Origin of the sequence: Halomonas sp. H5 (assembly GCF_050613175.1) — a bacterium.
Taxonomy (GTDB): domain Bacteria; phylum Pseudomonadota; class Gammaproteobacteria; order Pseudomonadales; family Halomonadaceae; genus Bisbaumannia; species Bisbaumannia salifodinae.
In genome coordinates, this window is record NZ_CP192510.1 from 2,155,018 (window position 1) to 2,176,371 (window position 21,354).

Here is a 21,354-nt window from a genome sequence, read left to right on the forward strand (position 1 = left end):
GCCGGGCGGCCCGCTAACCGCGCGGCAGCCGCTCGAGGCCGAAGAGCCGTCGAACGGTGGCGGTGCTATCCGCCGCCACCCGCGCCACCGATTGCCCTCGCAGCCTGGCTACCTGGTGACACACCTCCAGGACGCGGGCCGGCTCGTTGCGCTCGCCGCGATGCCCCGCCGGGGGCATATCGGGGCTATCGGTCTCCAGCACATAGCCATCGTCCGGTAGCGAAGCCACGGAGCGATGCAAGCGCTGGGCGCGTTCATGGGTCAGGGCGCCGCCCAGCCCCACCACGAAGCCCAGGTCGATAAAGCGCCTGGCCTGCTGGGGCGAGCCGGCGAAGGCATGGATCAGCCCACCGGCGGGCGGCGCCAGCTCACGCAGCCGCTTGGCCACCTCGTCATTGACGCGAACGCAGTGAATCACCAGGGGCAGGTGGTGCGCCTTGGCCAGGCGCACCTGGGCCTCGAAGAGCCGCCACTGGGCGTCCAGGGTCTCAGCGAGGCGCCCATCCACGCCGCACTCCCCCACCGCCACGATCGGCGGACCGACGCTCCGGGCCGCCAGGGCGTCCGCCAGGGCGTCCAGGTCGTCGTCGCCATGCTCGTCGATAAAGTAGGGGTGCAGGCCCAGGCAGACGCTGACGTCGTCACGACGTCCCAGCGCCAGCACGCCGGGCCAGCGGGCCCGGGTAGTGCCGGGCACCACGATATGCTTGACGCCGGCGGCATGCGCCCGCGCCAGCACCGCCTCGCGGTCGGCGTCGAAGTCAGGGAAGTCGAGGTGGCAGTGGGCGTCGATCAACATAGCCATAAGCTACAAGGGGCAAGCGCCAAGGAGCAAGGATGGCGCTCCCGGGCACTGGCCCCTCGAGGCTCGACGCTTCGCTTAGTGCTCCCGGGTCGGCTGGAAGCGGATCTCCGGCCAGCGCTCCTGGGTCATCTGCAGATTGACCCGGGTGGGGGCGATATAGGTGAGGTAGCCGCCGCCGTCGATGGCCAGGTTGGCGCTGGCCTTGCGCTTGAACTCCTCAAGCTTCCTGGCGTCGTCGCTATAGACCCAGCGGGCGGTCTGGACGTTCACCGCCTCGTAGACGCAATCGACCTTGTACTCCTCCTTGAGGCGGTGGGCCACCACGTCGAACTGCAGGCTACCCACGGCACCGAGGATCAGGTCGTTGTTGTCCAGCGGCATAAACAGCTGGGTGGCGCCCTCCTCGGAGAGCTGCTGCAGCCCCTTCTGCAGCGCCTTCATCTTCAGCGGATCCTTGAGCTGGACGCGCTTGAAGAGCTCCGGGGCGAAGTGGGGGATGCCGGTGAAGCGCATGTCCTCGCCCAGGGTGAAGGTATCACCGATCTGGATGGTGCCGTGGTTGTGCAGGCCGATGATATCGCCGGACCAGGCCTCTTCCACCTGGGAGCGGTCCGAGGCCATAAAGGTCAGGGCGTCGGCGATCTTGACGTCCTTGCCGAGACGCACATGGCGCATCTTCATGTTCTTCGCGTACTTGCCGGAGCAGACCCGCAGGAAGGCGATGCGATCCCGGTGCTTGGGATCCATGTTGGCCTGGATCTTGAACACGAAGCCGGTGAAGCGACCGTCCTCGGCCTCCACCGTGCGGGTATCGGTCTCCCGGGGCTGGGGCGCCGGCGCATACTCCACGAAGCCGTCGAGCATTTCGCGCACCCCGAAGTTGCCCATGGCGGTGCCGAAATAGACCGGGGTCAGCTCGCCGCGGCGATAGGCTTCCAGGTCGAACGCATGGGAGGCCCCGCGTACCAGTTCCACCTCCATGCGCAGCTCCTCGGCCTGATCCTCGCCGAGCACTTCGTCCACCTCGGGATTATCGAGCCCCTCGATGCGCCTGTCCTCGGGAATGCGGTTGCCCTGCCCCTGGGTATAGAGGTGGATGGTGTCGTTGTAGAGGTGGTAGACGCCCTTGAAATGACGGCCCATGCCGATCGGCCAGGTCATCGGTGCGCACTGGATATTGAGCACCGTCTCCACCTCGTCCATCACCTCGATGGGATCGCGGATATCCCGGTCCATCTTGTTGATAAAGGTGAGGATCGGCGTGGTGCGCAGGCGACACACCTCCATCAGCTTGATGGTGCGCGCCTCGACGCCCTTGGCGCCGTCGATCACCATCAGCGCCGAGTCCACCGCGGTCAGGGTGCGGTAGGTATCCTCGGAGAAGTCCTCGTGGCCCGGGGTATCGAGCAGGTTGACGATGCGCCCGCCATAGGGGAACTGCATCACCGAGGTGGTCACCGAGATGCCCCGCTCCTGCTCCATCTTCATCCAGTCGGAGGTGGCGTGGCGGTCGGCGCGCTTGCTCTTCACGGACCCGGCCAGCTGGATGGCGTTTCCGAACAGCAGCATCTTCTCGGTGATGGTGGTCTTGCCCGCATCCGGGTGCGAGATGATCGCGAAAGTCCTACGAAGCCCGACCTCATGGGCCAGCTGTTGCTCTGTCATTATCCAGTATCGCTTATTTGCTCTCACCCCCGCGCTCGGACAAACCGTGGCCGGGGCGATAGGTGACGGTTGGCGCGCATTGTATCGCGGCACCCCCGGGCTTGTCGCCAGGACCGCTTGGCGGGCGCCTCGGCAGCAAAAAGCCGCCCGGCTGGGCGGCTCAAACTGAAAGATTGGCCATTGAGGGGGCGATATTCGATGGCCCCCGGCCGCCCGGTGCAGGGGCGCCCTTACTCCGCGGGCTTGGCGGTGGCCTGGTCGAGAAACTCTTCGCTGAGGTAGAGCTCGTCGTTGCTGTTGACGCTGACGCCGCGGGCGATGATCTGCTCGGCGATGGCCTTGGCCTCGTCCAGGGAGTGCATGGTGTAGGTGCCGCACTGGTACTCGTTGAGCTCGGGGATCCGGTCCATGCCGGGCACCTGGAGCACGTCCTGCATGGCGGCCTTCCAGGCCTCGGCGACCCGAGCCTCCTCGGGGGTGCCGATCAGGCTCATATAGAAACCGGTGCGGCAGCCCATGGGCGAGATATCGATGATCTCCACACCATCGCCGTTGAGATGATCACGCATAAAGCCGGCGAAGAGGTGCTCCAGGGTATGGATGCCCTTCTCCGAGAGCAGCTCCTCGTTGGGCACGCAGAAGCGCAGGTCATAGACGGTGATGGGATCGCCGGAGGGGGTCTGCATGGTCTTGGCGATGCGCACCGCCGGGGCCTGCATGCGGGTATGATCGACGCGAAAACTGTCCAGCAGGGGCATTGAAACGCTTCCTTATCCTGGTCGGATCGACGAATGGGGTAACTGGAGTGCTATGGTAACGCCATCGTTACCCACAAGGAACTCACCCATGGAGTGGAACCCCGCCTATCTCTGGCTGCTGCTGGCGCTGGCCCTGGGCGTCGCCGAACTGCTCTCCGGCGGGCTGATATTGCTGGCCCTGGCGCTGGCCGCCGGCCTCACCGCCCTGGCGGCCCTGACCGGCGCCGGCCTCAGCCTGCAGTTGCTGACCCTGGGGCTGGCCTCGGGGATCCTGGTGCCCCTGGTCATCAAGGTGATCAAGCCACGTTTCTCGCCCCGTGGCGTCGCCTATGGCACCACCGGCACCGGAGTGGAACGCGGGCGGCACTACCCGGTCCTGCGGCGCGACTTCGATGGCGCCAGCGGCATCAAGATCAACGGCGACTTCTACCGTATCCGCCTGCCCGATGGCACCACCGACCTGCCGGAGGGCACCCGGGTGACCTTCCGGGCCTTCGATGGCACCACCGCCCAGGTCACCCTCGATGACTGAGTTTTCCCCCACGCAAGGAGCAAGACCATGGAACTGATTTCCCCCGGGCTGATTGCGGCCCTGATGATCGTGGTGATCGGCGTGCTGATCGTCGCCAAGGGGCTGGTGATTGTGCGCCAGTCCGAGGTGATGGTGATCGAGCGCCTGGGCTCCTTCAACCGGGTGCTCGAGAGCGGCATCAATATCATCGTCCCCTTTATCGACCAGCCCCGCGCCATCACCATGATCCGCTACCGCAAGATGGGCGACGAGTACCACCCCATCACCAGCAGCGAGACGCGCATCGACCGCCGCGAGACGGTGATGGACTTCCCCGGCCAGCCGGTGGTGACCACCGACAACGTCACGGTGAATATCAACGGCGCCCTCTACTACCAGGTCATCGATCCCAAGCGCGCCGTCTACGAGGTGGAGAACATGAGCCAGGCGGTGGAGGTGCTGGCCAAGACCACCCTGCGCTCGGTGGTAGGCAAGATGGAACTCGACAAGCTCTTCGAGTCCCGCGCCGAGGTCAACAACGAGATCCAGGCCGCCATGGAGGAGGCCGCCTCCAAGTGGGGGGTGAAGATCTCCCGGGTCGAGGTGCAGGATATCGCCATGCCCGAGGAGGTGGAGTCGGCCATGCGCCTGCAGATGGCCGCCGAGCGCAAGCGCCGCGCCACCGTCACCGAGGCCGAGGGCGAGAAGGCCGCCGCCATCGCCATGGCCCAGGGCCAGCGCGAGTCGGCGATCCTCAACGCCCAGGGCGACAAGGAATCTGCCATTCTGCGTGCCCAGGGCGAGCAGGAGTCGATCAAGCTGGTGCTTAGCGCCATCGGCGACAGCGAGGAGAACAAGCGCACCGTGGTCGGCTACCTGCTGGGGCAGAGCTATATCAAGGCGCTGCCGACCATGGCCCAGGAGGGCGAACGGGTCTTCGTGCCCTATGAATCCAGCGCCCTGCTGGGCTCCATGGGCATGTTCCGCGAGATGGCGGGCAGTCCCGAGGAGGCCCTGACCAAGGCCGGCGAACGCCGCGGCCTGGCCGGCGGCATGCTGGGCGCCAGCGCCGGGGAGTAATTCCAGGACTTGGCTTGACCACCCACCCGCGCCGGGATCCCTCGGCGCGGGTGCGACAACCTGCCCCGGTCCCAGGCCCACCCCCAGGCCCGCGGGCCACGCCGAGCGCTCCGGCATTGCGGTATCATGGGGCCACCGATCGGATGGAGCCCCTATGCAAGCCGCCCTGCCCCTGCCGTTGTCGACCCCCAACCGCAACCTGGTACGCCTGACCTTCGTGCGCGGCATCACCTGGACCGGTTTCCTGGGCATGATCATCTTCGGCATCGAGGTACTGGGCTTCGAGCTCAGCACCCTGCCGGTGGTGGCGGTGATCATCGCCATGGGGCTGATCAATATCGCCACCTGGTGGCGACTCAGCCGCCCCCGGGCGGTCACCGACACCGAATACCTCTGTCACCTGCTCGCCGATATCGCCGGCCTAACCCTGCTGTTCTATTTTACCGGCGGCTCCACCAACCCCTTTATCACCTACTACCTGGTGCCGGTGACCATCGCCGCCGCCACCCTGCCCTGGCTCTATGCCTGGATCACCGCCAGTGGCGCCATGGCCGGCTACACCTTCCTGATGGTCTTCTACGAGCCGGTGCCCCAGCTCAGCCACGGCGTCCTCGGCCCGGGGGCCCTGATCGGCGACGTCAACCTGCATGTGCTGGGAATGTGGATCAACTTCGGCCTCTCGGCGAGCCTGGTGACCTTCTTTATCTTCAAGATGGCCCACGCCCTGCGACGCCGGGACCAGACCCTGTCGCGCACCCGGGAGGCGGCGCTGCGCAACGAGCAGGTGCTGGCGGTGGCCACCCAGGCGGCGGGTACCGCCCACGAGCTGGGCACGCCGCTCTCGACCATGGCGGTGCTGCTCAAGGAGATGCGCCAGGACGCCGTGGGCCACCCCCACCTGGAGGCGGATATCGACCTGCTGCGCCAGCAGGTCGATACCTGCAAGACGCGCCTCCAGGCGCTGGTGGCCAACGCCGACCGCCGCCGCCTGGCGGAACCGGAGCTCGCCCCCGCCGAGGCCTGGCTGCGCGAGGTGATCCAGCGCTGGCTGGTGCTGCGCCCCGATGTCAGCCACCGTTTCGAGGTCGCCGACAAGCGCGGCACCCCCAGCATGGCGGTGGATACGACCCTGGAGCAGGCGCTCCTCAACCTGCTCAACAATGCCGCCGATGCCAATCCCCATGACATCACCATCAGCCTCGACTGGAGCGGCGAGGAGGTGATCATCGATATCCGCGACCATGGCCCCGGCGTGGCCATGTCCATCGCCGATCAACTGGGGGACACCTTCGTCTCCACCAAGTCCAAGGGCATGGGCATCGGCCTGTTCCTGACTCACTCCACCATCAACCGCTTCGGGGGCGGGGTCAGCCTGTATAATCACGAAGAGGGCGGCACCCTCACCGAGGTGAAGCTGCCCCGCCAGGTGCCCGGCGACGCCTGACCCCGACGAGAAGAGGACCCCATGAGCAAGAGCCCCGAACGACTGCTGATCATCGACGACGACGAGATGTTCTGCCATGTGATGGAGCGCGCCATGAGCCGCCGTGGCTTCGAGGTGCTGGTGGCCCACGATGCCGAGGAGGCCCTGGCCAAGGCGCATCAGGCGCCACCGGCCCTGGCCACCCTGGACCTCAAGCTGGAGCACGACTCCGGCCTCAAGCTGTTGCCGGAGCTGCTGGAGGCGGTACCCGGCTGCCGGGTGGTGGTGCTCACCGGCTACTCCAGCATCGCCACCGCCGTGGAGGCGATCAAGCTGGGCGCCGTCAACTACCTGTGCAAGCCCGCCGACGCCGACGAGATCCTCGCCGCCTTCGACAAGCAGGCCGGTGACCCGGGCGCCGAACTGGCCGATAACCCGCCCTCCATCAATCGGGTCACCTGGGAGCATATCCAGAAGGTGCTCCAGGAGCATGACGGCAATATCTCCGCCACCGCCCGGGCCCTGGGCATGCATCGCCGGACGCTGCAGCGAAAGTTGCAGAAGCGCCCAGTACGGCGCTAAGGCGCCGCACCCTCGACATGGCAAGTTGCAGAAGCGTCCCGTACGGCGATAAGGCGCCGGGCTACTCCGCCGATTTCGCCGGAGTCATCACCCGCGCCAGCAGATGCTGGGCCATCCGGTTGGCCTCGGCCAGGGAGCCCAGGTCGCGAAGGTCATCGAGGAGCTCGCAGCACCACAGCCCTTCCCCCTCGCCCAGGTCCACTGGCTCGAAGGGATAGCTGCCGCCGGGCAGGGTGACGCGGCGCGGCGGCGCCTCGGCAGCGAAGCCCCCCGGGGTCGGCGAGACCAGGGCCAGGGAGAGCGAGACGGGGGTCAGCAGGGCCCCGCAGAGCTCCCCCGCGAAGGGCTGGAAGCAGAGCAGGTCCACGGTGAGCTGCGGGTTACGCCGGGGCGAGCGATAGATGTCGGTGGCGAAGCGGTGCTGATAGCGGCGCACCAGTTGCTGGAGGCGGGCATAGTCATCGACGCTCAGGGCCTGCATGGCATCTCTCCTGCGGTGGGAGCGGCCAGTATAACGGCGCCCTCGAGTCCATCCCAGGGAAGAGCTGCGGAGGCTCGCCGCGCTCTGCTAGGCTTGGCAGGCCAGCCCGGTTACTCAAGGAGTCAGCATGGACCTCTCCCAACGCCTCGCCCGCGCCCAGGCCCTGGCCGAAGAGGCCGGCGAGATGATTATCGCCGCCCGTCGCGATCACGGTTTCTCCACCCGCCTGAAGCACGGCCATGAGCTGGTCACCGACGTGGACCTCGCCGTGGACAAGCGAATTCGCGACGGCCTGGATCGGGACTTCCCCGACGAGGCCCGGCTGACCGAGGAGCTCACCCCGGATCACGAGGCCCTGGAGACCGACGGCCCGCTCTGGGTGGTGGACCCCATCGATGGCACCGTCAACTTCGCCCATGGCCTGGCCCATGTGGCGGTCTCCATCGCCTGGATGGAGCATGGCAAGGCGCGCCTGGGCGTGGTTCACGCGCCCTTCCTCGGCCAGACCTTCACCGCCATGCGGGGCCAGGGTGCCTACCTCAATGGCCAACGCATCGAGGCGAGTCGCGCCGACACCCTGTCCCATAGCCTGGTGGCCACCGGCTTCCCCTACCGCCGCGATAGTCGCGCGCCCCTGCTCAGACGCCTGGCGGCGGTACTCGATCAATGCCGCGATGTGCGTCGCAACGGCTCCGCGGCCCTGGACCTGTGCGACGTGGCCTGCGGGCGCCTCGACGCCTACTACGAGAGCGTCTCGCCCTGGGACTTCGCCGCCGGCCTGCTGATCGCCCGCGAGGCCGGCGCCAGCGCGGGCCACCTCTATCCCTGCCCCAGCGGCCTCCACGAGGAGCTCTATGGCGAGAACCTGCTGGTCACCGCCCCGGGGATCCATGGCGCCCTGGGCGAGCTGCTGCGCCTGGCCGATGAAGACCGCTACCAGCCAGGCCGGGGCGACGACTAGCCGGATGCCTCGGCAGGCCGCCCCATGGCAGCCGATAAGCCTGCCCAATAGCCGATGTAGCCAAGCCCTATTGGCCAAGTGCCGGGGGATCGGAGAGAATGACGCCAGTTTTTCGACACCCCCCGGTTTTTTTCAAAGGAGAGAACTATGTTCGTCGCCATCTTCGGTCGTCCCGGTTGCCCCTTCTGTGTGCGTGCCAAGGAGCTCGCCGAGCGCCTGAGCGAAGCCAAGGCCATCGAAGGCTTCCGCTACATCGATATCCACGAAGAGGGGATCACCAAGGCCGATATGGAGAAGACCATCGGCAAGCCGGTGGAGACCGTGCCACAGATCTTCGTCGGCCAGACCCATATCGGTGGCTTCACCGAGTTCGACCAGTATGTGCGCGACCAGGCCCTGCTGCCGGAAGCCTCCGCCCAGTAAGCGCCACGCCTCGCCAGACCCACGGCCCCACCCGGGGCCGTTTTTCGTTGTTTTTCCCCGCCAACGCTGATCTGCGTCAAGGCGTCCCCCTTACCCCCGACCCCGCCATGGCCTAGAGTGAGACTCTCGACCGCTATCCGAGGGAGTCAGCGTCATGGAAGTTCCGTCCCGGCCCGGTGAGCGCCATCGCCGCCTGATCGACGATGCCCATGGCCTGCCGGCCCTGCGCACCGCCGTGGTTCATCCCTGTGACGAGGCCTCCCTCGGCGGCGCCCTGGCGGCCTGGCGCGAGGGGCTGATCGACCCCGTGCTGGTGGGCCCAAGGCGACGCATCGCGGCCACCGCCGCGGCCATCGACGGGGACCTCGACGGCATCGAGCTAATCGACACCCCGCATAGCCACGCCTCCGCCGAGCGCGCCGTGACCCTGGCCGCCGACGGCGAGGTGGAGGCGCTGATGAAGGGCGCCCTGCATACCGACGAGCTGATGTCGGCGGCGCTCTCCCGCCATGCCGGCCTGCGCACCGAGCGTCAGATGAGCCATGTCTATGCCCTGGACGTCCCCAGCTATGGCCTGCCGCTGCTGATCACCGACGGCGCCCTGCATATCACCCCGGACCTGGTCGCCAAGCGCGATATCGTCCAGAACGCCATCGACCTGGCCCGGGCCATGGGCATCACTCGCCCCCGGGTCGCCCTGCTCTCCGCGGTGGAAACGGTACGTCCCAATATTCCCTCCACCCTGGAGGCCGCCGCCCTGTGCAAGATGAGCGAGCGGGGCCAGATCGAGGGCGGCCTCCTCGATGGCCCCCTGGCCATCGACAATGCGGTCTCCCTGGCCGCCGCCAGGAGCAAGCGGCTGCACTCCGAGGTGGCGGGCCAGGCCCATGTACTGGTGGCCCCCGACCTGGAAGCCGCCAATATGATCGCCAAGCTGCTGATTCACCTGGCCGGCGCCCAGGCCGCCGGCCTGGTGATCGGCGCCCGGGTGCCGATCATGCTGACCAGCCGCTCCGACGACTGCCAATCGCGGCTGGCTTCGGCGGCCCTGGCCCTGCTGCTGGCCCGCTATTACGAGACACGAAGCCATGACCCTGAATGAGTCGGGGCCCGGCCCCTACGGTGCGCGCCTGATCCTGAACGGGGGCTCCTCGACCCTCAAGTTCGCCCTCTATCAGGGCGAAACACGCCGCCTGCGCGGCACCCTGGAGCGCATCGGCGGCGCACCGCGGCTGCGTCTCGGCGAGGCACCGGCGGGGCTGGTGCCCCCCGCTACCATCGAGGCCCCGGACACCCCCGCCGCGGCCGCGGCGCTGCTCGATTGGCTGGAACCCAGTGGCGAGCTGGCCCACCTCGAGGCGATCGTTCACCGTATCGTGCATGGCGGGCGCGACTTCGCCGCCCCGGTGGTGCTGGATCAGGCCACCCTGTCCCGCCTCGAGGCCCTCTCGCCCCTGGCGCCGCTGCATCAGCCCCAGGCGCTGGCGGTGGTCCGCGCCTGCCGCGAGCGCCTGCCCGGGACGCGCCAGATCGGCTGCTTCGACACCGCCTTCCACCGCCGCCAGCCGCGGCTCCATCAGCTCTTCGGCCTGCCCCGGGCGCTCAGCGATGAGGGCATCCTGCGCTACGGTTTCCACGGCCTCTCCTATGCCTATATCGCCCGGCGCCTGCGGGCGCTGGAGGGCGATGAGGCCGGCGGTCGCACCATCGTCGCGCACCTGGGTCAGGGCGCCAGCCTGTGTGCCATGCACCAGGGCGAGAGCCGGGCCACCACCATGGGCTTTACCGCCCTGGACGGGCTGATGATGGGGCGCCGGTGCGGCGCCCTGGATCCGGGGGTACTGCTCTACCTGCAGCAGCAGCGCGGCTGGGACGCCGCCCGGATCGAGCGCCTGCTCTACCAGGAGAGCGGCCTGCTGGGCGTCTCCGGCCACTCCGACGATATGCGCGACCTCCTGGCCAGTCATGAGCCCGCCTGCCAGGAAGCGGTGGATCTCTTCGTGCACCGCATACTGCGTGAAATCGGCGCCCTGGTGGCGGTCCTCGGTGGCCTCGACACCCTGGTCTTCACCGCCGGTATCGGCGAGCATGCCACGCCGGTTCGCCAACGGGTCTGCGACCAACTCGGCTGGCTCGGCGTCGAGCTGGACCCACGGCGCAACGCCGAGCAGGGCCCGCGCCTGGATCGCGGCCGGGGGCCGCGGCTATGGGTACTGGCCACCGACGAGGAAGCGGAAATGAACCAGGCCGCCGCCGCCCTGCTCAAGGCCTGATGCCGCGTCCCTCTCTCGTTGAAAGCTCAAGGGCGCCGGGCGCCTATACTCGAGCCATACCACGGGGTGAGGAGCGGTCAGGCAATGCAACGGGACGAATTTCTACAACAGCTGTGGCTCGACTATGTGCACCAGCATCCCGAGATCGGTGCGCTACGCCTGTGGCCCCTGGAGCAGCCGCCGGAGTATCTGGCCCTGCTGACCCTCAATCACGGCAATCTCGCTGCCGGGGCCTTGCTGCCTACCCTGAGCCATTTCGGCTATCGCAGCTGCGAACGCTACGCCATGGCCGATCGAGGCCTGCTGGTCACCCTGCTGGCGCCACCGGATGACGGCCCCTGGCTGGCCCTGGGCGAACTGCAGCTGGGCACCCTGACCCGGGAGCCTCGGGCCGAGCTTCAGGCCCTGATCACCCAGGCGCATCGAGAGGATTGCCGCGGGCAGAACCTGCTATGCCGTGGTCGTCCCTGGCCGATGCCTAGCTGGGCCACCTATCAACGCCTCCAGGCGGCCCATCCCATCGCCGCCTGGCTGTCGGTCATGGGGCCTCGTTTGCATCATGTCGGCTTCGACTGCGATCGCCTGGGCAGTCCCATCGATCACCTGAATGCCCAGCTGCAGCAGGCCGGCCTCCACGGCGATGCGGATCGCCACCACGGTATCTTCCCGGTCTCGCCGCTGCTCCAGTACCGCTTCTATGCCACCTGCTCCCAACGCCTGCCCTTCGCCGAGGGCGACGAGCACCGCATTCCCCTGGGCGGCTTGGCCCTGGTACAGAAGTGCCTGGCCGGCGGTCAGGAGCGCGCCGCCGAGTTGCTGCTACCCAGTCATACTCGCTGCGAGCTGGCCTAAGCCTGTCGAATGACCCCATGCGCTGGATGGTCCCGGCCGGCTACCCAGCGATATTCACATTCCCGCTGCGAGCCGGCCTAAGCCTGTCGCGAGCCGGCCTAGCCATTGGTTATGCACAGTTTCTGTGGATAACGCTGTGCAAAGTGGCTGCATAGGGTGGGCCCGGCAAGAGCCTCAGGGGCGCGGTCACGACTTGGTCAGTTTTTCGTCATCAGGCGTTCAATAACCCGTGCTCCCCACGACAAACGCCCGGGCAGGCCCGGGCGCATAAAACGGCTCATCCTTTTCTCGGTCTTGAGCGGTCTCCTTAGTCGAAGGTCATCTCCGGCACCTCGTCCGGGACGATCAGGCGACCGGCGGTCTTCTCGGCGATCTCCTCGACGCTGACCCCGGGGGCGCGCTCCCTGAGGATAAAGGCGCCATTCTCGATCTCCAGGTAGGCCAGATCGGTGAGCACCCGCTTGATGCAGCCGGCGCCGGTGAGCGGCAGGCTGCACTCCGACAGCAGCTTGGATTCGCCATGCTTGGAGGCATGGGTCATGGTGACGATGATGTTATCCGCCCCGGCCACCAGGTCCATGGCGCCACCCATGCCCTTGATCAGCTTGCCGGGCACCATCCAGGAAGCGATATTGCCCTGCTGATCCACCTCGAAGGCGCCCAGCACGGTGAGATCCACGTGGCCGCCACGGATCATGGCGAAGGACTCCGCCGAGGAGAAGATCGCCGCCCCGGGACGGGCGGTGACCGTCTGCTTGCCGGCGTTGATCATGTCCGGATCCACTTCTTCCTCGGTGGGAAAGCGGCCCATGCCCAGCAGGCCATTCTCGGACTGCAGCATCACGTCCATGCCCTCGGGCACATAGTTGGCCACCAGGGTGGGAATGCCGATGCCGAGATTGACGTAGAAGCCGTCCTGGAGTTCGCGCGCCACGCGCTGCGCCATCTGTTCGCGGGTCAGTGCCATGCTGTGTTGCCTCTTGTCTTGGGGAGGAGCCCGGCGATGCCGGCCTCTCGGAGTCGCTGTCGTCGCGGTGCCTTGGGTCACGGTCTCGGTCGCGGTCTCAGTCGCGCACGGTGCGCTTCTCGATACGCTTCTCGAAGCTGCCCTGGATAATGCGATCCACATAGATGCCGGGGGTATGGATCTGGCTGGGATCCAGCTCGCCGGGCTCGACGATCTCCTCCACTTCCACCACGGTGATGCGTCCGGCGGTGGCGGCCACCGGATTGAAGTTCTGGGCGGTATGGCGATAGACCACGTTGCCGTAACGGTCGGCCTTCCAGCCCTTGACGATGGCGAAGTCGCCGGTGATGGCCTCCTCGAGGATATGCGGGCGGCCGTTGAACTCGCGCACCTCCTTGCCCTCGCCCACCGGGGTGCCGTAGCCGGTGGCGGTATAGAAGGCGGGGATACCGGCGCCGCCGGCGCGCATCTTCTCGGCCAGGGTGCCCTGGGGCGTCAGCACCACCTCGATCTCACCGTCGAGCATCTGGCGCTCGAAGAGGGCGTTCTCGCCCACGTAGGAGGCGAGGATCTTGCTGATCTGGCGATCCTCCAGCAGCACGCCGAGGCCGAAGCCGTCCACGCCGCAGTTGTTGGAGACCACGGTGAGGTCGCGCACGCCGCGGCGCTTGATCTCGTCGATCAGGTTCTCGGGGATGCCGCACAGCCCGAAGCCCCCGGCGATCACGGTCATGCCACTCTCGATGCCGTCCATCGCCTCCTCAAAGGAGTCAACCCGCTTGTCGAATCCGGCCATTGCTCTGCCTCGTCTTGTCGTCGGAGAAGTGGTTCCAGTGTTGCCCCGGACAATATATTTGTTAAGTTTGTTTTTTTTATGGATTAATTTACTTGTTATATAAAAAGCGAGGCCGAATGCGATGACCGTCAAACAGCTGCGGGCCTTCCTGGCGGTGGCCCAGTCCCTGAGCTTTACCCAGGCCTGCGAGCGCCTGCATCTCTCCCAGCCGGCCCTGAGCCTAGCGATCAAGGGGCTGGAGGAGAGCCTCGGCGGCCCGCTTTTGACCCGCAGCACCCGCAGCGTGCGCCTGACCCCGGAGGGCGAATCCCTGGTACCACTGGCCAAGCGGCTGCTGGCGGAGTGGGATAACACCGAGGAGCTGTTGCGCCAGCGCTTCACCCTGCAACTCGGCCGGGTGGCGGTGGCCGCCATGCCCGCCTTCGCCTGCAACCTGCTACCCGCGGCGCTGATGGCCTTCCGCCGCCGCCACCCGCGTATCACGGTGACGGTGCACGACGTGATCAACGAGCAGGTGATCGAGATGGTGCGCCGCGGCCAGGTGGAGCTGGGCATCGCCTTCGCCCCGGAGGCCGACCGGGGCCTGACCTTTACGCCGCTGTTCGAGGATCGCTTCGTGGCGGTGGTGCCCGCGGACTCGCCGCTGGCCGAGGCCGGCACCCTGCGCTGGGCCGACCTGCTGGCCTATGACCTGATCACCCTGCAGCGCCCCTCCATGGTGCGCCTGCTGCTGGAGTCGGAGCTGGCCGCCCAGGGCATCGAGCTGGCCGTGACCTTCGAGAGTCATCAACTGGTCACGGTGGGACGCATGGTGGCCAGCGGCCTGGGGGTCAGCGCGGTGCCGGCCCTGTGCCGCCAGCAGATGCACGAGCTGGGCGCCCGCTGCCTGCCCCTGGAGGCGCCGGTCATCTCGCGCCCGGTGGGGGTGCTCTCCCCGGCCGGTCAGGAGCTCTCGGTGGCGGCCCAGGCGCTCCGGGAGATCCTCGCCGAGCCGCTACGGGGCATGGCGTAAAATGGTGGCAGGGCGTGATAGCAGAGTGAGAGGCCAGGCCGTCCCTCCCTGCTAGGGTATAGGTAAAGCCCATAAGGGAGGCCGCCATGACCACGCCCCTCTGGCAACCCAGCCCGCAGCGTCGCCAGGCGACCCGGCTCGCCCGCTTGATGGCCGAAATCACCCGGGAGACCGGCATCGCCATGGACGAGTATGCCGACCTGCACGCCTGGAGCCTGGCCAACCCCGAGGCCTTCTGGCGCAAGGTCTGGGACCTGGGGGTGATCGGCGAGCCCGGCGAGCGGGTCCTGGAGCGCCCCGAGGCGATGCCCGGTGCCCGCTGGTTCCCCGAGGCGCGGCTCAATGTCACCGCCAACCTGCTGCGCCGCCAGGACGACGCCATCGCCCTGGTGGCCTGCGACGAGCGCGGCCGCCGCGAGCCGCTGAGCCATGCCGAGCTCTATCGCCGGGTCGCCCGGCTGGCCCGGACCCTGAGCGAGCTTGGCGTGACCGCCGGCGACCGGGTCGCCGGCCTGGTCCCCAACAGCGAGCATGCCCTGATCGCCATGTTGGCCAGCGCCAGCCTGGGGGCGCTATGGTCCTCCTGCTCGCCGGACTTCGGCGTCCAGGGGGTGCTCGACCGCTTCGGTCAGATCGCCCCCAGGGTGCTGATCGCCGCCGATGGCTACTACTGGAACGGCAAGGCGATCCCCCTCCACGACAAGCTGGCGGCCGTGGCCGAACAGTTGCCCGATCTCGAGCGGCTGATCGTCTTCTCCTTTCTCGACCCCGGGAGCCCACCGACACTGGATCGCCTCCCCGGCTCGCTCAGTTGGCAGAAGGCCCTGGAGAATGACGCCACCCGCCTTGAGTGCGTCCCCCTGCCCTTCGATCACCCCCTCTATGTGCTCTACTCCTCCGGCACCACCGGCAAGCCCAAGTGCATCGTGCATGGTGCCGGCGGCACCCTATTGCAGCACCTCAAGGAGCACCGCCTGCACTGCGACCTGGGCGAGGACGACGTCCTCTTCTACTACACCACCTGCGGCTGGATGATGTGGAACTGGCTGGTCTCGGGGCTCGCCGCCGGGGCCCGCCTGGTGCTCTACGACGGCTCCCCCTTCGCGCCGACCCAGGCCTCCCTCTGGGAGCTCGCCGCACGGGAAGGCGTCACCTGCTTCGGCACCAGCGCCCGCTACCTCACCGCCTGCGCCAAGGCGGGGCTCAGGCCGGGCCAGGACCATGACCTCTCGGCCCTGAAGAGCCTGCTCTCCACCGGCTCGGCGCTGCCCCACGAGGCCTTCGACTACGTCTACCGGGAGATCAAGGCCGACCTGCTGCTGGCCTCCATCTCCGGGGGCACCGACATCGTCTCCTGCTTCGCCCTGGGCTGTCCCATCCGGCCGGTCTACCGCGGCCAGCTGCAGTGCCGCGGCCTGGGCATGGCGGTGGCGGTCTATAACGACGCCGGCCAGCCAGTGACGGGCGAGAAGGGCGAGCTGGTCTGCACCCGCCCCTTCCCCGCCATGCCACTGGGCTTCTGGAACGATCCCGATGGCCAACGCTATCGGGCCGCCTACTTCGCGCGCTTCCCCGGCGTCTGGGCCCATGGCGACTATGCCGAACTGACCGCCGAGGATGGCGTGATCATCCATGGCCGGGCGGATACGGTGCTCAACCCCGGGGGCGTGCGCATCGGCACCGCCGAGATCACCCGCCAGGTGGAGAAGGTCGAGGAGGTGCTGGAGTCGCTGTGTATCGGCCAGCAGTGGCAGGACGACGTCAGGGTGGTGCTCTTCGTGCGGCTACGCGACGGCCTGACCCTGGACGACGCCCTGCGCCAGCGCATCCGCGAGACCATCCGCACCCACGCCACCCCTCGCCATGTGCCGGCCAAGATCCTCCAGGTGGCGGACCTGCCGCGGACCCGCTCCGGCAAGCTGGTAGAACTGGCGGTGCGGGATATCATCCATAACCAGCCGGTGGCCAACCGCGAGGCCCTGGCCAATCCCGAGGCCCTGGCGCTATTCGAGAACCTCCCCGAGTTACAACAACCTTGACCTCTTCTCCCAGCAGCATGGCCTGCTTTAGCGCAAGGCCAGCGTAGCTGGAATGGCTAAGGGGCGCTGGAGGCAGGACGGAGCGGGGGTCCTATGCCAGGGTGAGGAGCACGGCTCCGAACGGGCTGGCCATGGATGGCCAGCACCGGCCCTGCAAGCGGAGCAGGATGCGAGAGCGAAGCAGGGCATCGGTAGCGCCCAGGGAGGGGTTCACAGCGCCCCGCGAAGGCCTGCCTCCAGGATAGCCCCGGGCCTCAACAGCGGGAGAGCACCAGGTGCAATAGCCGTGTAGCCCGGGCTGGGCAGCCCGGGCGGCTTACAGTAGCATTGGCACGGTTGTTTCAGCGCATCGAGGAGCGCGCATGCCAATACTCAAGGGGAGCGTCAGCCTGCTCCTGCTGACCCTGACCACCCTGTTCTGGGGGATTCCCCTGCTGCTGCTGACCCTGGTCAAGGTGATCACCCCCGGTCACCGGCTGCGCCTGCGGGTACTCCAGGGGCTGAATTTCATCGCCCTCAACTGGATCGGTCTCAACCTCTGGTGGATGCGCCACTGGCTCAAGCCCCGGCTTCAGGCCGAGGTGCCCGAGGGACTGAGCCAGGACCAGCGCTGGCTGGTGCTCTCCAATCACCGCAGCTGGACCGATATCTTTATGCTGCAGCTGGTGCTGCATCGACGTATCCCCATGCCACGCTTCTTCCTCAAGCGCCAGCTGATCTGGGTGCCCATCGTCGGCCTGGCCTGGTGGGCCCTGGAGTTCCCCTTTATGCGTCGCCTCAATCGCGAGCAGCGCGAGCGCCATCCGCACCTGGCCCGGCGTGATCGCGAGGCCACCGAGCGCATGTGCGAGCGCGCCCGGGAGCTGCCCATCGCCATCTATAACTTCGTCGAGGGCACCCGGTTTACCCCCGCCAAGCATGACGCCCAGCAGAGTCCCTATCGTCACCTGCTCAGGCCCCGGGCCGGTGGCACCGCCCAGGTGTTGGGCCAGCTCGGCGACCAGCTCAGTGGTATCCTCGATGTGACGCTGGACTATGCCAGGCCCGATCCCACCTTCTGGGACTTCCTGTGTGGCCGCGAGGGCGAGATTCGGCTATATGCCCGGCGCCTCGAGGTACCCAGCTGGATGCCGGGGGGCGACTATCACGAGGATCCGGACTACAAGGAACGCTTCCACTCATGGCTCAACGCCCTTTGGCAAGACAAGGATCGGCGTCTCGACGCCTGGCGCTGATCCTGATCCTGCTGGCCCTCCTGGTCAGCGGCTGTGCCGGCCACTCGGGGGAGGCCCGCCGCCTGGGCCAGGCCCCCATCGCCGGCAACTGGATCACCATCCAGCGCGGCGACACCCTGGGCGCCATCGCCCGCCGCGCCGATGTGCCCCTGGCCCGGCTCCAGCGCTTCAACCCCGGCGTGGATGCCCGCCGCCTGGCGGTGGGCCAGCGGCTCCTGGTGCCCACGGCCAACGAGCGCGCCCCCTCCGGCGGCCCCTACCGCTACCAGATTCGTCCCGGCGACACCTACTCCTCGGTGGCGCGTCATTTCGGTTCCACCAGCGCCCGTATCCAGGCCGCCAACCCCGGCCAGCAGCCCAATCGCCTGCGGGTCGGTCAGGTCATCCAGGTGCCCCTGCGCGGCGGCGCGCCCAGCCGAAGCACCGCCAGCCGTCCCGCGAGCGGCGGCTCGTCACGCCCCGCGTCCACTCCCGCTCGCCCGGATCCCGGCGACCTGCCATCGTCGGCACGCAACTGGCCCTGGCCCCTCAACGACTACCGGGTGATTCGCCACTACGGCACCGACAGCCGTGGCACCCTGCAGCCTATGCTGCTGGCCACCGGCAACGGCGCCCAGGCCAAGGCCGTGGCGGATGGTGAGGTGCGCTTCGCCGGCAGCATGCGCCAGCTCGGGCGGGTGGTCATCGTCCACCATGACGGCAACCTGCAAAGCGTCTATGCCCAGTGCGAACGGTTGTCGGTGGAGGTGGGGCGCCGGATCAGCCGCGGCACCCCGCTATGCACCGTGGGACGCCATGGGGAGACCGGGCGCTACGATCTCTTGTTCGATATGCGCCATGGCGGCAGGCCCATCGATCCACGACGGGTCTTGCGCTAACGCCTCCTGTTCGCCGCTTTCCGGTTCCCGCCATGGCGGCAGGCCCGTCGATCCGCGGCGGGTCTTGCGCCGATAGCCACACCAAACACGGGGCCTTCGGGTCCCGCTGTCATCCCGTCGTCATCCCTTCGCCCCACCCCTGTCATCGCCGAGACTCAGGCTAGGCGCTATAACGAGCGATGATAGTCAGGAGTGGCGATGCGTATCTGTCTGGTCAGCGAGACCTGGGCGCCGGAGGTCAATGGCGTGGCCCATACCCTGGGACGGCTTGGTGAGGAGCTACTGGCGCGAGGCCACCAGCTTCAACTGATTCGACCGCGCCCCGATGACGGGCTGCGCCAGCCCGGCATGCAGGCCGAACTTCAGGTCAGGAGCCTGCCCCTGCCCGGCTATCGGCAGGTGCGCCTGGGCTGGCCGGCGCGCCGCGCCCTTCACCGCTTCTGGCGCCGGCAGCGCCCCGATATCGCCTACCTCGCCACCGAAGGCCCCCTGGGCTGGGCCGCCCTGGGCACCGCCCGACGGCTAATGATCCCCACCGTCAGCGGCTTCCATACCGACTTCGATCATTATGCCGGCGCCTATGGGATGGGCCTGTTCAAGCCGCTGGTGCGCGCCGGGCTACGCCGCTTCCATAACCGCACCGGCGCCACCCTGGTACCGACACCGGAGCAGGCTCGCCGGCTGGCGGAGCAGGGCTTTGCCAACCTGGCGGTGATGGGTCGCGGCGTCGATACCGGGCGCTTCGCTCCGGATAAACGGGATGCGGCGCTGCGCCTGGCCTGGGGCGCCCAACCCCATCAGCCGGTGGTGCTGCACGTGGGGCGCCTGGCCAAGGAGAAGAACCTGACCCTGCTGGTGCGCACGGTACGCGCCATGCAGGCCCTGCGGCCGGACCTGGTTCAGGTCATCGTCGGCGATGGCCCCCAGCGTCAGGCCCTGGCCGCCGAGCTCCCCGAGGCCCACTTCTGCGGCTTCGTGCCCCCGGACGACCTGCCCCGCCACTATGCCAGCGCCGACCTGCTGCTGTTTCCGTCGCTCTCCGAGACCTATGGCAATGTGGTGACCGAGGCCATGGCCAGCGGCCTGCCGGTAGTGGCCTTCGCCACCGCCGCCGCGGCACTGCTGATCGAGGCGGACCATAACGGCGTCAGCGTGGCGCCCGGGGATGACGAGGCCTTTATCGCCGCCGCCTGCCGACTCTGCCAGAGCCCGGCACGCTGGGGCCAACTGGGCCGAGCCGCCCGCCTGACGGTCGCCGAACAGAGCTGGTCACGAATCGCCGATGACTTCCTGGCCATCCTCGAGGGGGTCCGGCAAGTGCGTCCTGCCCCCACCCACCGAGTGCCGACCTCGGCCCGTTAGGAGGCCCCATGATGATCACGCCTCGCACCCCTGCCCTCTTCCGGCGCCTGGATCTGCTGGAGTGGTCGCTGTGCCACCGCCTGGCGGTAGCCACCAGTGCCGCGCCCTTGCCCCTCGGCCTGCTGCGCCTGGCCAGCCGAGTGGGGGACTGGCCCGCCTGGGTGCTGCTGATCGCCCTGCAGCCGCTGCTGCATGGTGCCCTGGGCTGGCGCTTGATGCTGCACTTCAGCCTCACCGCCCTGGTAGCGGTCAGCCTCTACCGCCTGATCAAGACGCGGCTCTGCCGCGAGCGCCCCTCCATCACCTTCCGGGCCATTCCCTGCCGGGAACCGCCGCGGGATCGCTACAGCTTCCCCAGCGGCCATACCCTGCATGCGGTGATCTTCAGCCTGCTGACCGCGGCGACCCAGCCCTGGCTGTTGCTGCTGGTGCTGCCCCTGGCCCTGCTGATCGCCCTCTCCCGGGTGGGCCTGGGGCTGCACTATATTTCCGATGTGATCGGCGGCGCCCTGCTGGGCCTGACCATCGGCCTGATCAGCCTGTACTGGCTCCCCGTGACGGCCCAGGCTCTGGCACACTAGGGGCTCCACGTTCATTGGCGAATGCCCATGTCAAGCCCCTCTTCCTGGCAGCTGCTGCTGGATGATCCGCCGCTATGGCGACGGGACGGCGTGCTGGGTGAGCCCATGGCGACCCGACTATTGCACCGCCTGGACGCCGAGGTTCCCTGGCAGCGTCCCACCCTCAGGCTCTATGGCCGCGAGTACCCGATCCCCCGCCGCCAGGCCTGGATGGGCGAGCCCGACGCGCACTACCGCTATTCGGGCCGCGACTTTACCCCCCAGCCCTGGCATCCCGAACTGCTTGGGATCAAGGCCGAGATCGAGTCATGCCTGGCGGCGCTGGGCTTGCCCCGCGCCTTGAATAGCGTACTGCTCAATCGCTATGGCGACGGCCAGGAGCGCATGGGCTGGCATAGCGACGACGAGCCCGAGCTGGGCGAGGCGCCGGTGATCGCCGCCCTCTCCCTGGGCGCCGAGCGGCCGCTGCGCTTCCGCTGGAAGGACCGCCGGGGTCCCGCCTTCAATCTCTGGCTACCCCACGACAGCCTGCTGGTCATGGGCCCCAGCTGCCAGGCCGTGCTCCAGCACGCCCTCTTGCCCCGCCAGGGGCGAATTCACCAACCCGGGCTGCGGATCAACCTCACCTTCCGCCATATCCAGCCGCGCCGGCCCTGATCCCCATCAACGC

General features: G+C 67.9%; 22 protein-coding genes. 16 read left to right on the top strand and 6 right to left on the bottom strand.

Features of this window, described 5'->3' with window-relative positions:
* Window positions 1-13: 13 nt before the first annotated feature.
* The 3 genes from ACQ1W9_RS10105 to luxS all read right to left on the bottom strand — a co-directional run bounded on the left by ACQ1W9_RS10105 (window position 14) and on the right by luxS (window position 3,228).
* Complete coding sequence (locus ACQ1W9_RS10105) at window positions 14-799, bottom strand: TatD family hydrolase (RefSeq protein WP_431023262.1); 786 nt, start codon at window positions 797-799, stop codon at window positions 14-16.
* Window positions 800-880: 81 nt separating this feature from the next.
* Window positions 881-2,470: a peptide chain release factor 3 gene (locus ACQ1W9_RS10110; protein ID WP_431023263.1), complete on the bottom strand. Its 1,590-nt coding sequence runs from the start codon at window positions 2,468-2,470 to the stop codon at window positions 881-883.
* Window positions 2,471-2,700: 230 nt separating this feature from the next.
* A complete protein-coding gene (gene luxS, locus ACQ1W9_RS10115) occupies window positions 2,701-3,228 on the bottom strand; it encodes an S-ribosylhomocysteine lyase (RefSeq protein WP_346062469.1) in 528 nt (175 codons plus the stop codon).
* A gap of 88 nt (window positions 3,229-3,316) precedes the next feature.
* Here luxS and ACQ1W9_RS10120 point away from each other — a divergent pair, with 88 nt between their 5' ends.
* The 4 genes from ACQ1W9_RS10120 to ACQ1W9_RS10135 all read left to right on the top strand — a co-directional run bounded on the left by ACQ1W9_RS10120 (window position 3,317) and on the right by ACQ1W9_RS10135 (window position 6,824).
* Window positions 3,317-3,760, top strand: a complete 444-nt coding sequence (locus tag ACQ1W9_RS10120; protein WP_431023264.1) for an NfeD family protein — start codon at window positions 3,317-3,319, stop codon at window positions 3,758-3,760.
* Window positions 3,761-3,787: 27 nt separating this feature from the next.
* Window positions 3,788-4,819, top strand: coding sequence for an SPFH domain-containing protein (locus ACQ1W9_RS10125; RefSeq protein WP_431023265.1), 1,032 nt, complete (start codon window positions 3,788-3,790; stop codon window positions 4,817-4,819).
* A 154-nt stretch (window positions 4,820-4,973) separates the two neighbouring features.
* Window positions 4,974-6,263, top strand: coding sequence for an ATP-binding protein (locus ACQ1W9_RS10130; protein ID WP_431023266.1), 1,290 nt, complete (start codon window positions 4,974-4,976; stop codon window positions 6,261-6,263).
* 21 nt (window positions 6,264-6,284) lie between these two features.
* A complete protein-coding gene (locus ACQ1W9_RS10135) occupies window positions 6,285-6,824 on the top strand; it encodes a response regulator transcription factor (protein WP_431023267.1) in 540 nt (179 codons plus the stop codon).
* Window positions 6,825-6,885: 61 nt separating this feature from the next.
* Here ACQ1W9_RS10135 and hybE read toward each other — a convergent pair whose 3' ends face one another.
* Window positions 6,886-7,305, bottom strand: coding sequence for a [NiFe]-hydrogenase assembly chaperone HybE (hybE, locus tag ACQ1W9_RS10140; protein WP_346062474.1), 420 nt, complete (start codon window positions 7,303-7,305; stop codon window positions 6,886-6,888).
* A 127-nt stretch (window positions 7,306-7,432) separates the two neighbouring features.
* Between hybE and ACQ1W9_RS10145 the strand changes: the two genes are divergently transcribed.
* The 5 genes from ACQ1W9_RS10145 (at window position 7,433) to ACQ1W9_RS10165 (ending at window position 11,814) form a co-directional block, all read left to right on the top strand.
* Window positions 7,433-8,266, top strand: a complete 834-nt coding sequence (locus tag ACQ1W9_RS10145) for an inositol monophosphatase family protein (RefSeq protein WP_346062475.1) — start codon at window positions 7,433-7,435, stop codon at window positions 8,264-8,266.
* A gap of 147 nt (window positions 8,267-8,413) precedes the next feature.
* A complete protein-coding gene (locus ACQ1W9_RS10150; protein WP_195860000.1) occupies window positions 8,414-8,689 on the top strand; it encodes a GrxA family glutaredoxin in 276 nt (91 codons plus the stop codon).
* Between the two features lie 154 nt (window positions 8,690-8,843).
* Window positions 8,844-9,791 (top strand): bifunctional enoyl-CoA hydratase/phosphate acetyltransferase, encoded by a 948-nt coding sequence (locus ACQ1W9_RS10155; RefSeq protein WP_431023268.1) that lies wholly within the window; start codon window positions 8,844-8,846, stop codon window positions 9,789-9,791.
* Window positions 9,778-10,962 (top strand): acetate/propionate family kinase, encoded by a 1,185-nt coding sequence (locus tag ACQ1W9_RS10160; protein ID WP_431023269.1) that lies wholly within the window; start codon window positions 9,778-9,780, stop codon window positions 10,960-10,962. Before ACQ1W9_RS10155 ends, ACQ1W9_RS10160 begins: the two co-directional genes overlap by 14 nt.
* Before the next feature lie 84 nt (window positions 10,963-11,046).
* On the top strand, window positions 11,047-11,814 hold the full coding sequence (locus ACQ1W9_RS10165) for a DUF1338 domain-containing protein (RefSeq protein ID WP_431023270.1): 768 nt from the start codon (window positions 11,047-11,049) through the stop codon (window positions 11,812-11,814).
* Window positions 11,815-12,121: 307 nt separating this feature from the next.
* Here ACQ1W9_RS10165 and ACQ1W9_RS10170 read toward each other — a convergent pair whose 3' ends face one another.
* Both ACQ1W9_RS10170 and ACQ1W9_RS10175 read right to left on the bottom strand, forming a co-directional pair.
* The gene (locus tag ACQ1W9_RS10170; RefSeq protein WP_431023271.1) at window positions 12,122-12,781 is read right to left on the bottom strand and encodes a CoA transferase subunit B; all 660 of its coding nucleotides are present in this window, start codon (window positions 12,779-12,781) and stop codon (window positions 12,122-12,124) included.
* A gap of 97 nt (window positions 12,782-12,878) precedes the next feature.
* Window positions 12,879-13,577, bottom strand: coding sequence for a CoA transferase subunit A (locus ACQ1W9_RS10175; RefSeq protein WP_431023272.1), 699 nt, complete (start codon window positions 13,575-13,577; stop codon window positions 12,879-12,881).
* A 121-nt stretch (window positions 13,578-13,698) separates the two neighbouring features.
* Between ACQ1W9_RS10175 and ACQ1W9_RS10180 the strand changes: the two genes are divergently transcribed.
* The 7 genes from ACQ1W9_RS10180 to ACQ1W9_RS10210 all read left to right on the top strand — a co-directional run bounded on the left by ACQ1W9_RS10180 (window position 13,699) and on the right by ACQ1W9_RS10210 (window position 21,341).
* Window positions 13,699-14,589, top strand: coding sequence for a LysR family transcriptional regulator (locus ACQ1W9_RS10180; RefSeq protein WP_346062482.1), 891 nt, complete (start codon window positions 13,699-13,701; stop codon window positions 14,587-14,589).
* An 86-nt stretch (window positions 14,590-14,675) separates the two neighbouring features.
* Window positions 14,676-16,628, top strand: coding sequence for an acetoacetate--CoA ligase (locus tag ACQ1W9_RS10185; protein WP_431023273.1), 1,953 nt, complete (start codon window positions 14,676-14,678; stop codon window positions 16,626-16,628).
* A gap of 362 nt (window positions 16,629-16,990) precedes the next feature.
* On the top strand, window positions 16,991-17,863 hold the full coding sequence (locus ACQ1W9_RS10190) for an acyltransferase (protein ID WP_431023274.1): 873 nt from the start codon (window positions 16,991-16,993) through the stop codon (window positions 17,861-17,863).
* Complete coding sequence (locus ACQ1W9_RS10195; RefSeq protein ID WP_431023275.1) at window positions 17,809-18,741, top strand: LysM peptidoglycan-binding domain-containing protein; 933 nt, start codon at window positions 17,809-17,811, stop codon at window positions 18,739-18,741. The genes ACQ1W9_RS10190 and ACQ1W9_RS10195 overlap by 55 nt, the downstream gene beginning before the upstream one ends.
* Before the next feature lie 198 nt (window positions 18,742-18,939).
* On the top strand, window positions 18,940-20,103 hold the full coding sequence (locus ACQ1W9_RS10200) for a glycosyltransferase family 4 protein (RefSeq protein ID WP_431023276.1): 1,164 nt from the start codon (window positions 18,940-18,942) through the stop codon (window positions 20,101-20,103).
* A 14-nt stretch (window positions 20,104-20,117) separates the two neighbouring features.
* A complete protein-coding gene (locus ACQ1W9_RS10205) occupies window positions 20,118-20,684 on the top strand; it encodes a phosphatase PAP2 family protein (RefSeq protein ID WP_431026434.1) in 567 nt (188 codons plus the stop codon).
* Between the two features lie 27 nt (window positions 20,685-20,711).
* Entirely contained in the window at window positions 20,712-21,341 is a 630-nt protein-coding gene (locus tag ACQ1W9_RS10210; protein ID WP_431023277.1) for an alpha-ketoglutarate-dependent dioxygenase AlkB family protein, read from the top strand.
* Window positions 21,342-21,354: the final 13 nt, after the last annotated feature.

What these genes read in the sequence shown, in the direction of transcription:
- ACQ1W9_RS10150 (WP_195860000.1), top strand. Translation starts at nt 8,414, where the DNA reads ATGTTCGTCGCCATCTTCGGTCGTCCCGGTTGCCCCTTCTGTGTGCGT.
- ACQ1W9_RS10105 (WP_431023262.1), bottom strand. Translation starts at nt 799, where the DNA reads ATGTTGATCGACGCCCACTGCCACCTCGACTTCCCTGACTTCGACGCC.
- ACQ1W9_RS10145 (WP_346062475.1), top strand. Translation starts at nt 7,433, where the DNA reads ATGGACCTCTCCCAACGCCTCGCCCGCGCCCAGGCCCTGGCCGAAGAG.
- ACQ1W9_RS10185 (WP_431023273.1), top strand. Translation starts at nt 14,676, where the DNA reads ATGACCACGCCCCTCTGGCAACCCAGCCCGCAGCGTCGCCAGGCGACC.
- ACQ1W9_RS10120 (WP_431023264.1), top strand. Translation starts at nt 3,317, where the DNA reads ATGGAGTGGAACCCCGCCTATCTCTGGCTGCTGCTGGCGCTGGCCCTG.
- ACQ1W9_RS10110 (WP_431023263.1), bottom strand. Translation starts at nt 2,470, where the DNA reads ATGACAGAGCAACAGCTGGCCCATGAGGTCGGGCTTCGTAGGACTTTC.
- ACQ1W9_RS10200 (WP_431023276.1), top strand. Translation starts at nt 18,940, where the DNA reads ATGCGTATCTGTCTGGTCAGCGAGACCTGGGCGCCGGAGGTCAATGGC.
- ACQ1W9_RS10155 (WP_431023268.1), top strand. Translation starts at nt 8,844, where the DNA reads ATGGAAGTTCCGTCCCGGCCCGGTGAGCGCCATCGCCGCCTGATCGAC.
- ACQ1W9_RS10180 (WP_346062482.1), top strand. Translation starts at nt 13,699, where the DNA reads ATGACCGTCAAACAGCTGCGGGCCTTCCTGGCGGTGGCCCAGTCCCTG.
- ACQ1W9_RS10190 (WP_431023274.1), top strand. Translation starts at nt 16,991, where the DNA reads ATGCCAATACTCAAGGGGAGCGTCAGCCTGCTCCTGCTGACCCTGACC.
- ACQ1W9_RS10195 (WP_431023275.1), top strand. Translation starts at nt 17,809, where the DNA reads ATGGCTCAACGCCCTTTGGCAAGACAAGGATCGGCGTCTCGACGCCTG.
- hybE (WP_346062474.1), bottom strand. Translation starts at nt 7,305, where the DNA reads ATGCAGGCCCTGAGCGTCGATGACTATGCCCGCCTCCAGCAACTGGTG.
- ACQ1W9_RS10165 (WP_431023270.1), top strand. Translation starts at nt 11,047, where the DNA reads ATGCAACGGGACGAATTTCTACAACAGCTGTGGCTCGACTATGTGCAC.
- ACQ1W9_RS10170 (WP_431023271.1), bottom strand. Translation starts at nt 12,781, where the DNA reads ATGGCACTGACCCGCGAACAGATGGCGCAGCGCGTGGCGCGCGAACTC.
- ACQ1W9_RS10210 (WP_431023277.1), top strand. Translation starts at nt 20,712, where the DNA reads ATGTCAAGCCCCTCTTCCTGGCAGCTGCTGCTGGATGATCCGCCGCTA.
- ACQ1W9_RS10160 (WP_431023269.1), top strand. Translation starts at nt 9,778, where the DNA reads ATGACCCTGAATGAGTCGGGGCCCGGCCCCTACGGTGCGCGCCTGATC.
- ACQ1W9_RS10125 (WP_431023265.1), top strand. Translation starts at nt 3,788, where the DNA reads ATGGAACTGATTTCCCCCGGGCTGATTGCGGCCCTGATGATCGTGGTG.
- ACQ1W9_RS10135 (WP_431023267.1), top strand. Translation starts at nt 6,285, where the DNA reads ATGAGCAAGAGCCCCGAACGACTGCTGATCATCGACGACGACGAGATG.
- luxS (WP_346062469.1), bottom strand. Translation starts at nt 3,228, where the DNA reads ATGCCCCTGCTGGACAGTTTTCGCGTCGATCATACCCGCATGCAGGCC.
- ACQ1W9_RS10130 (WP_431023266.1), top strand. Translation starts at nt 4,974, where the DNA reads ATGCAAGCCGCCCTGCCCCTGCCGTTGTCGACCCCCAACCGCAACCTG.
- ACQ1W9_RS10175 (WP_431023272.1), bottom strand. Translation starts at nt 13,577, where the DNA reads ATGGCCGGATTCGACAAGCGGGTTGACTCCTTTGAGGAGGCGATGGAC.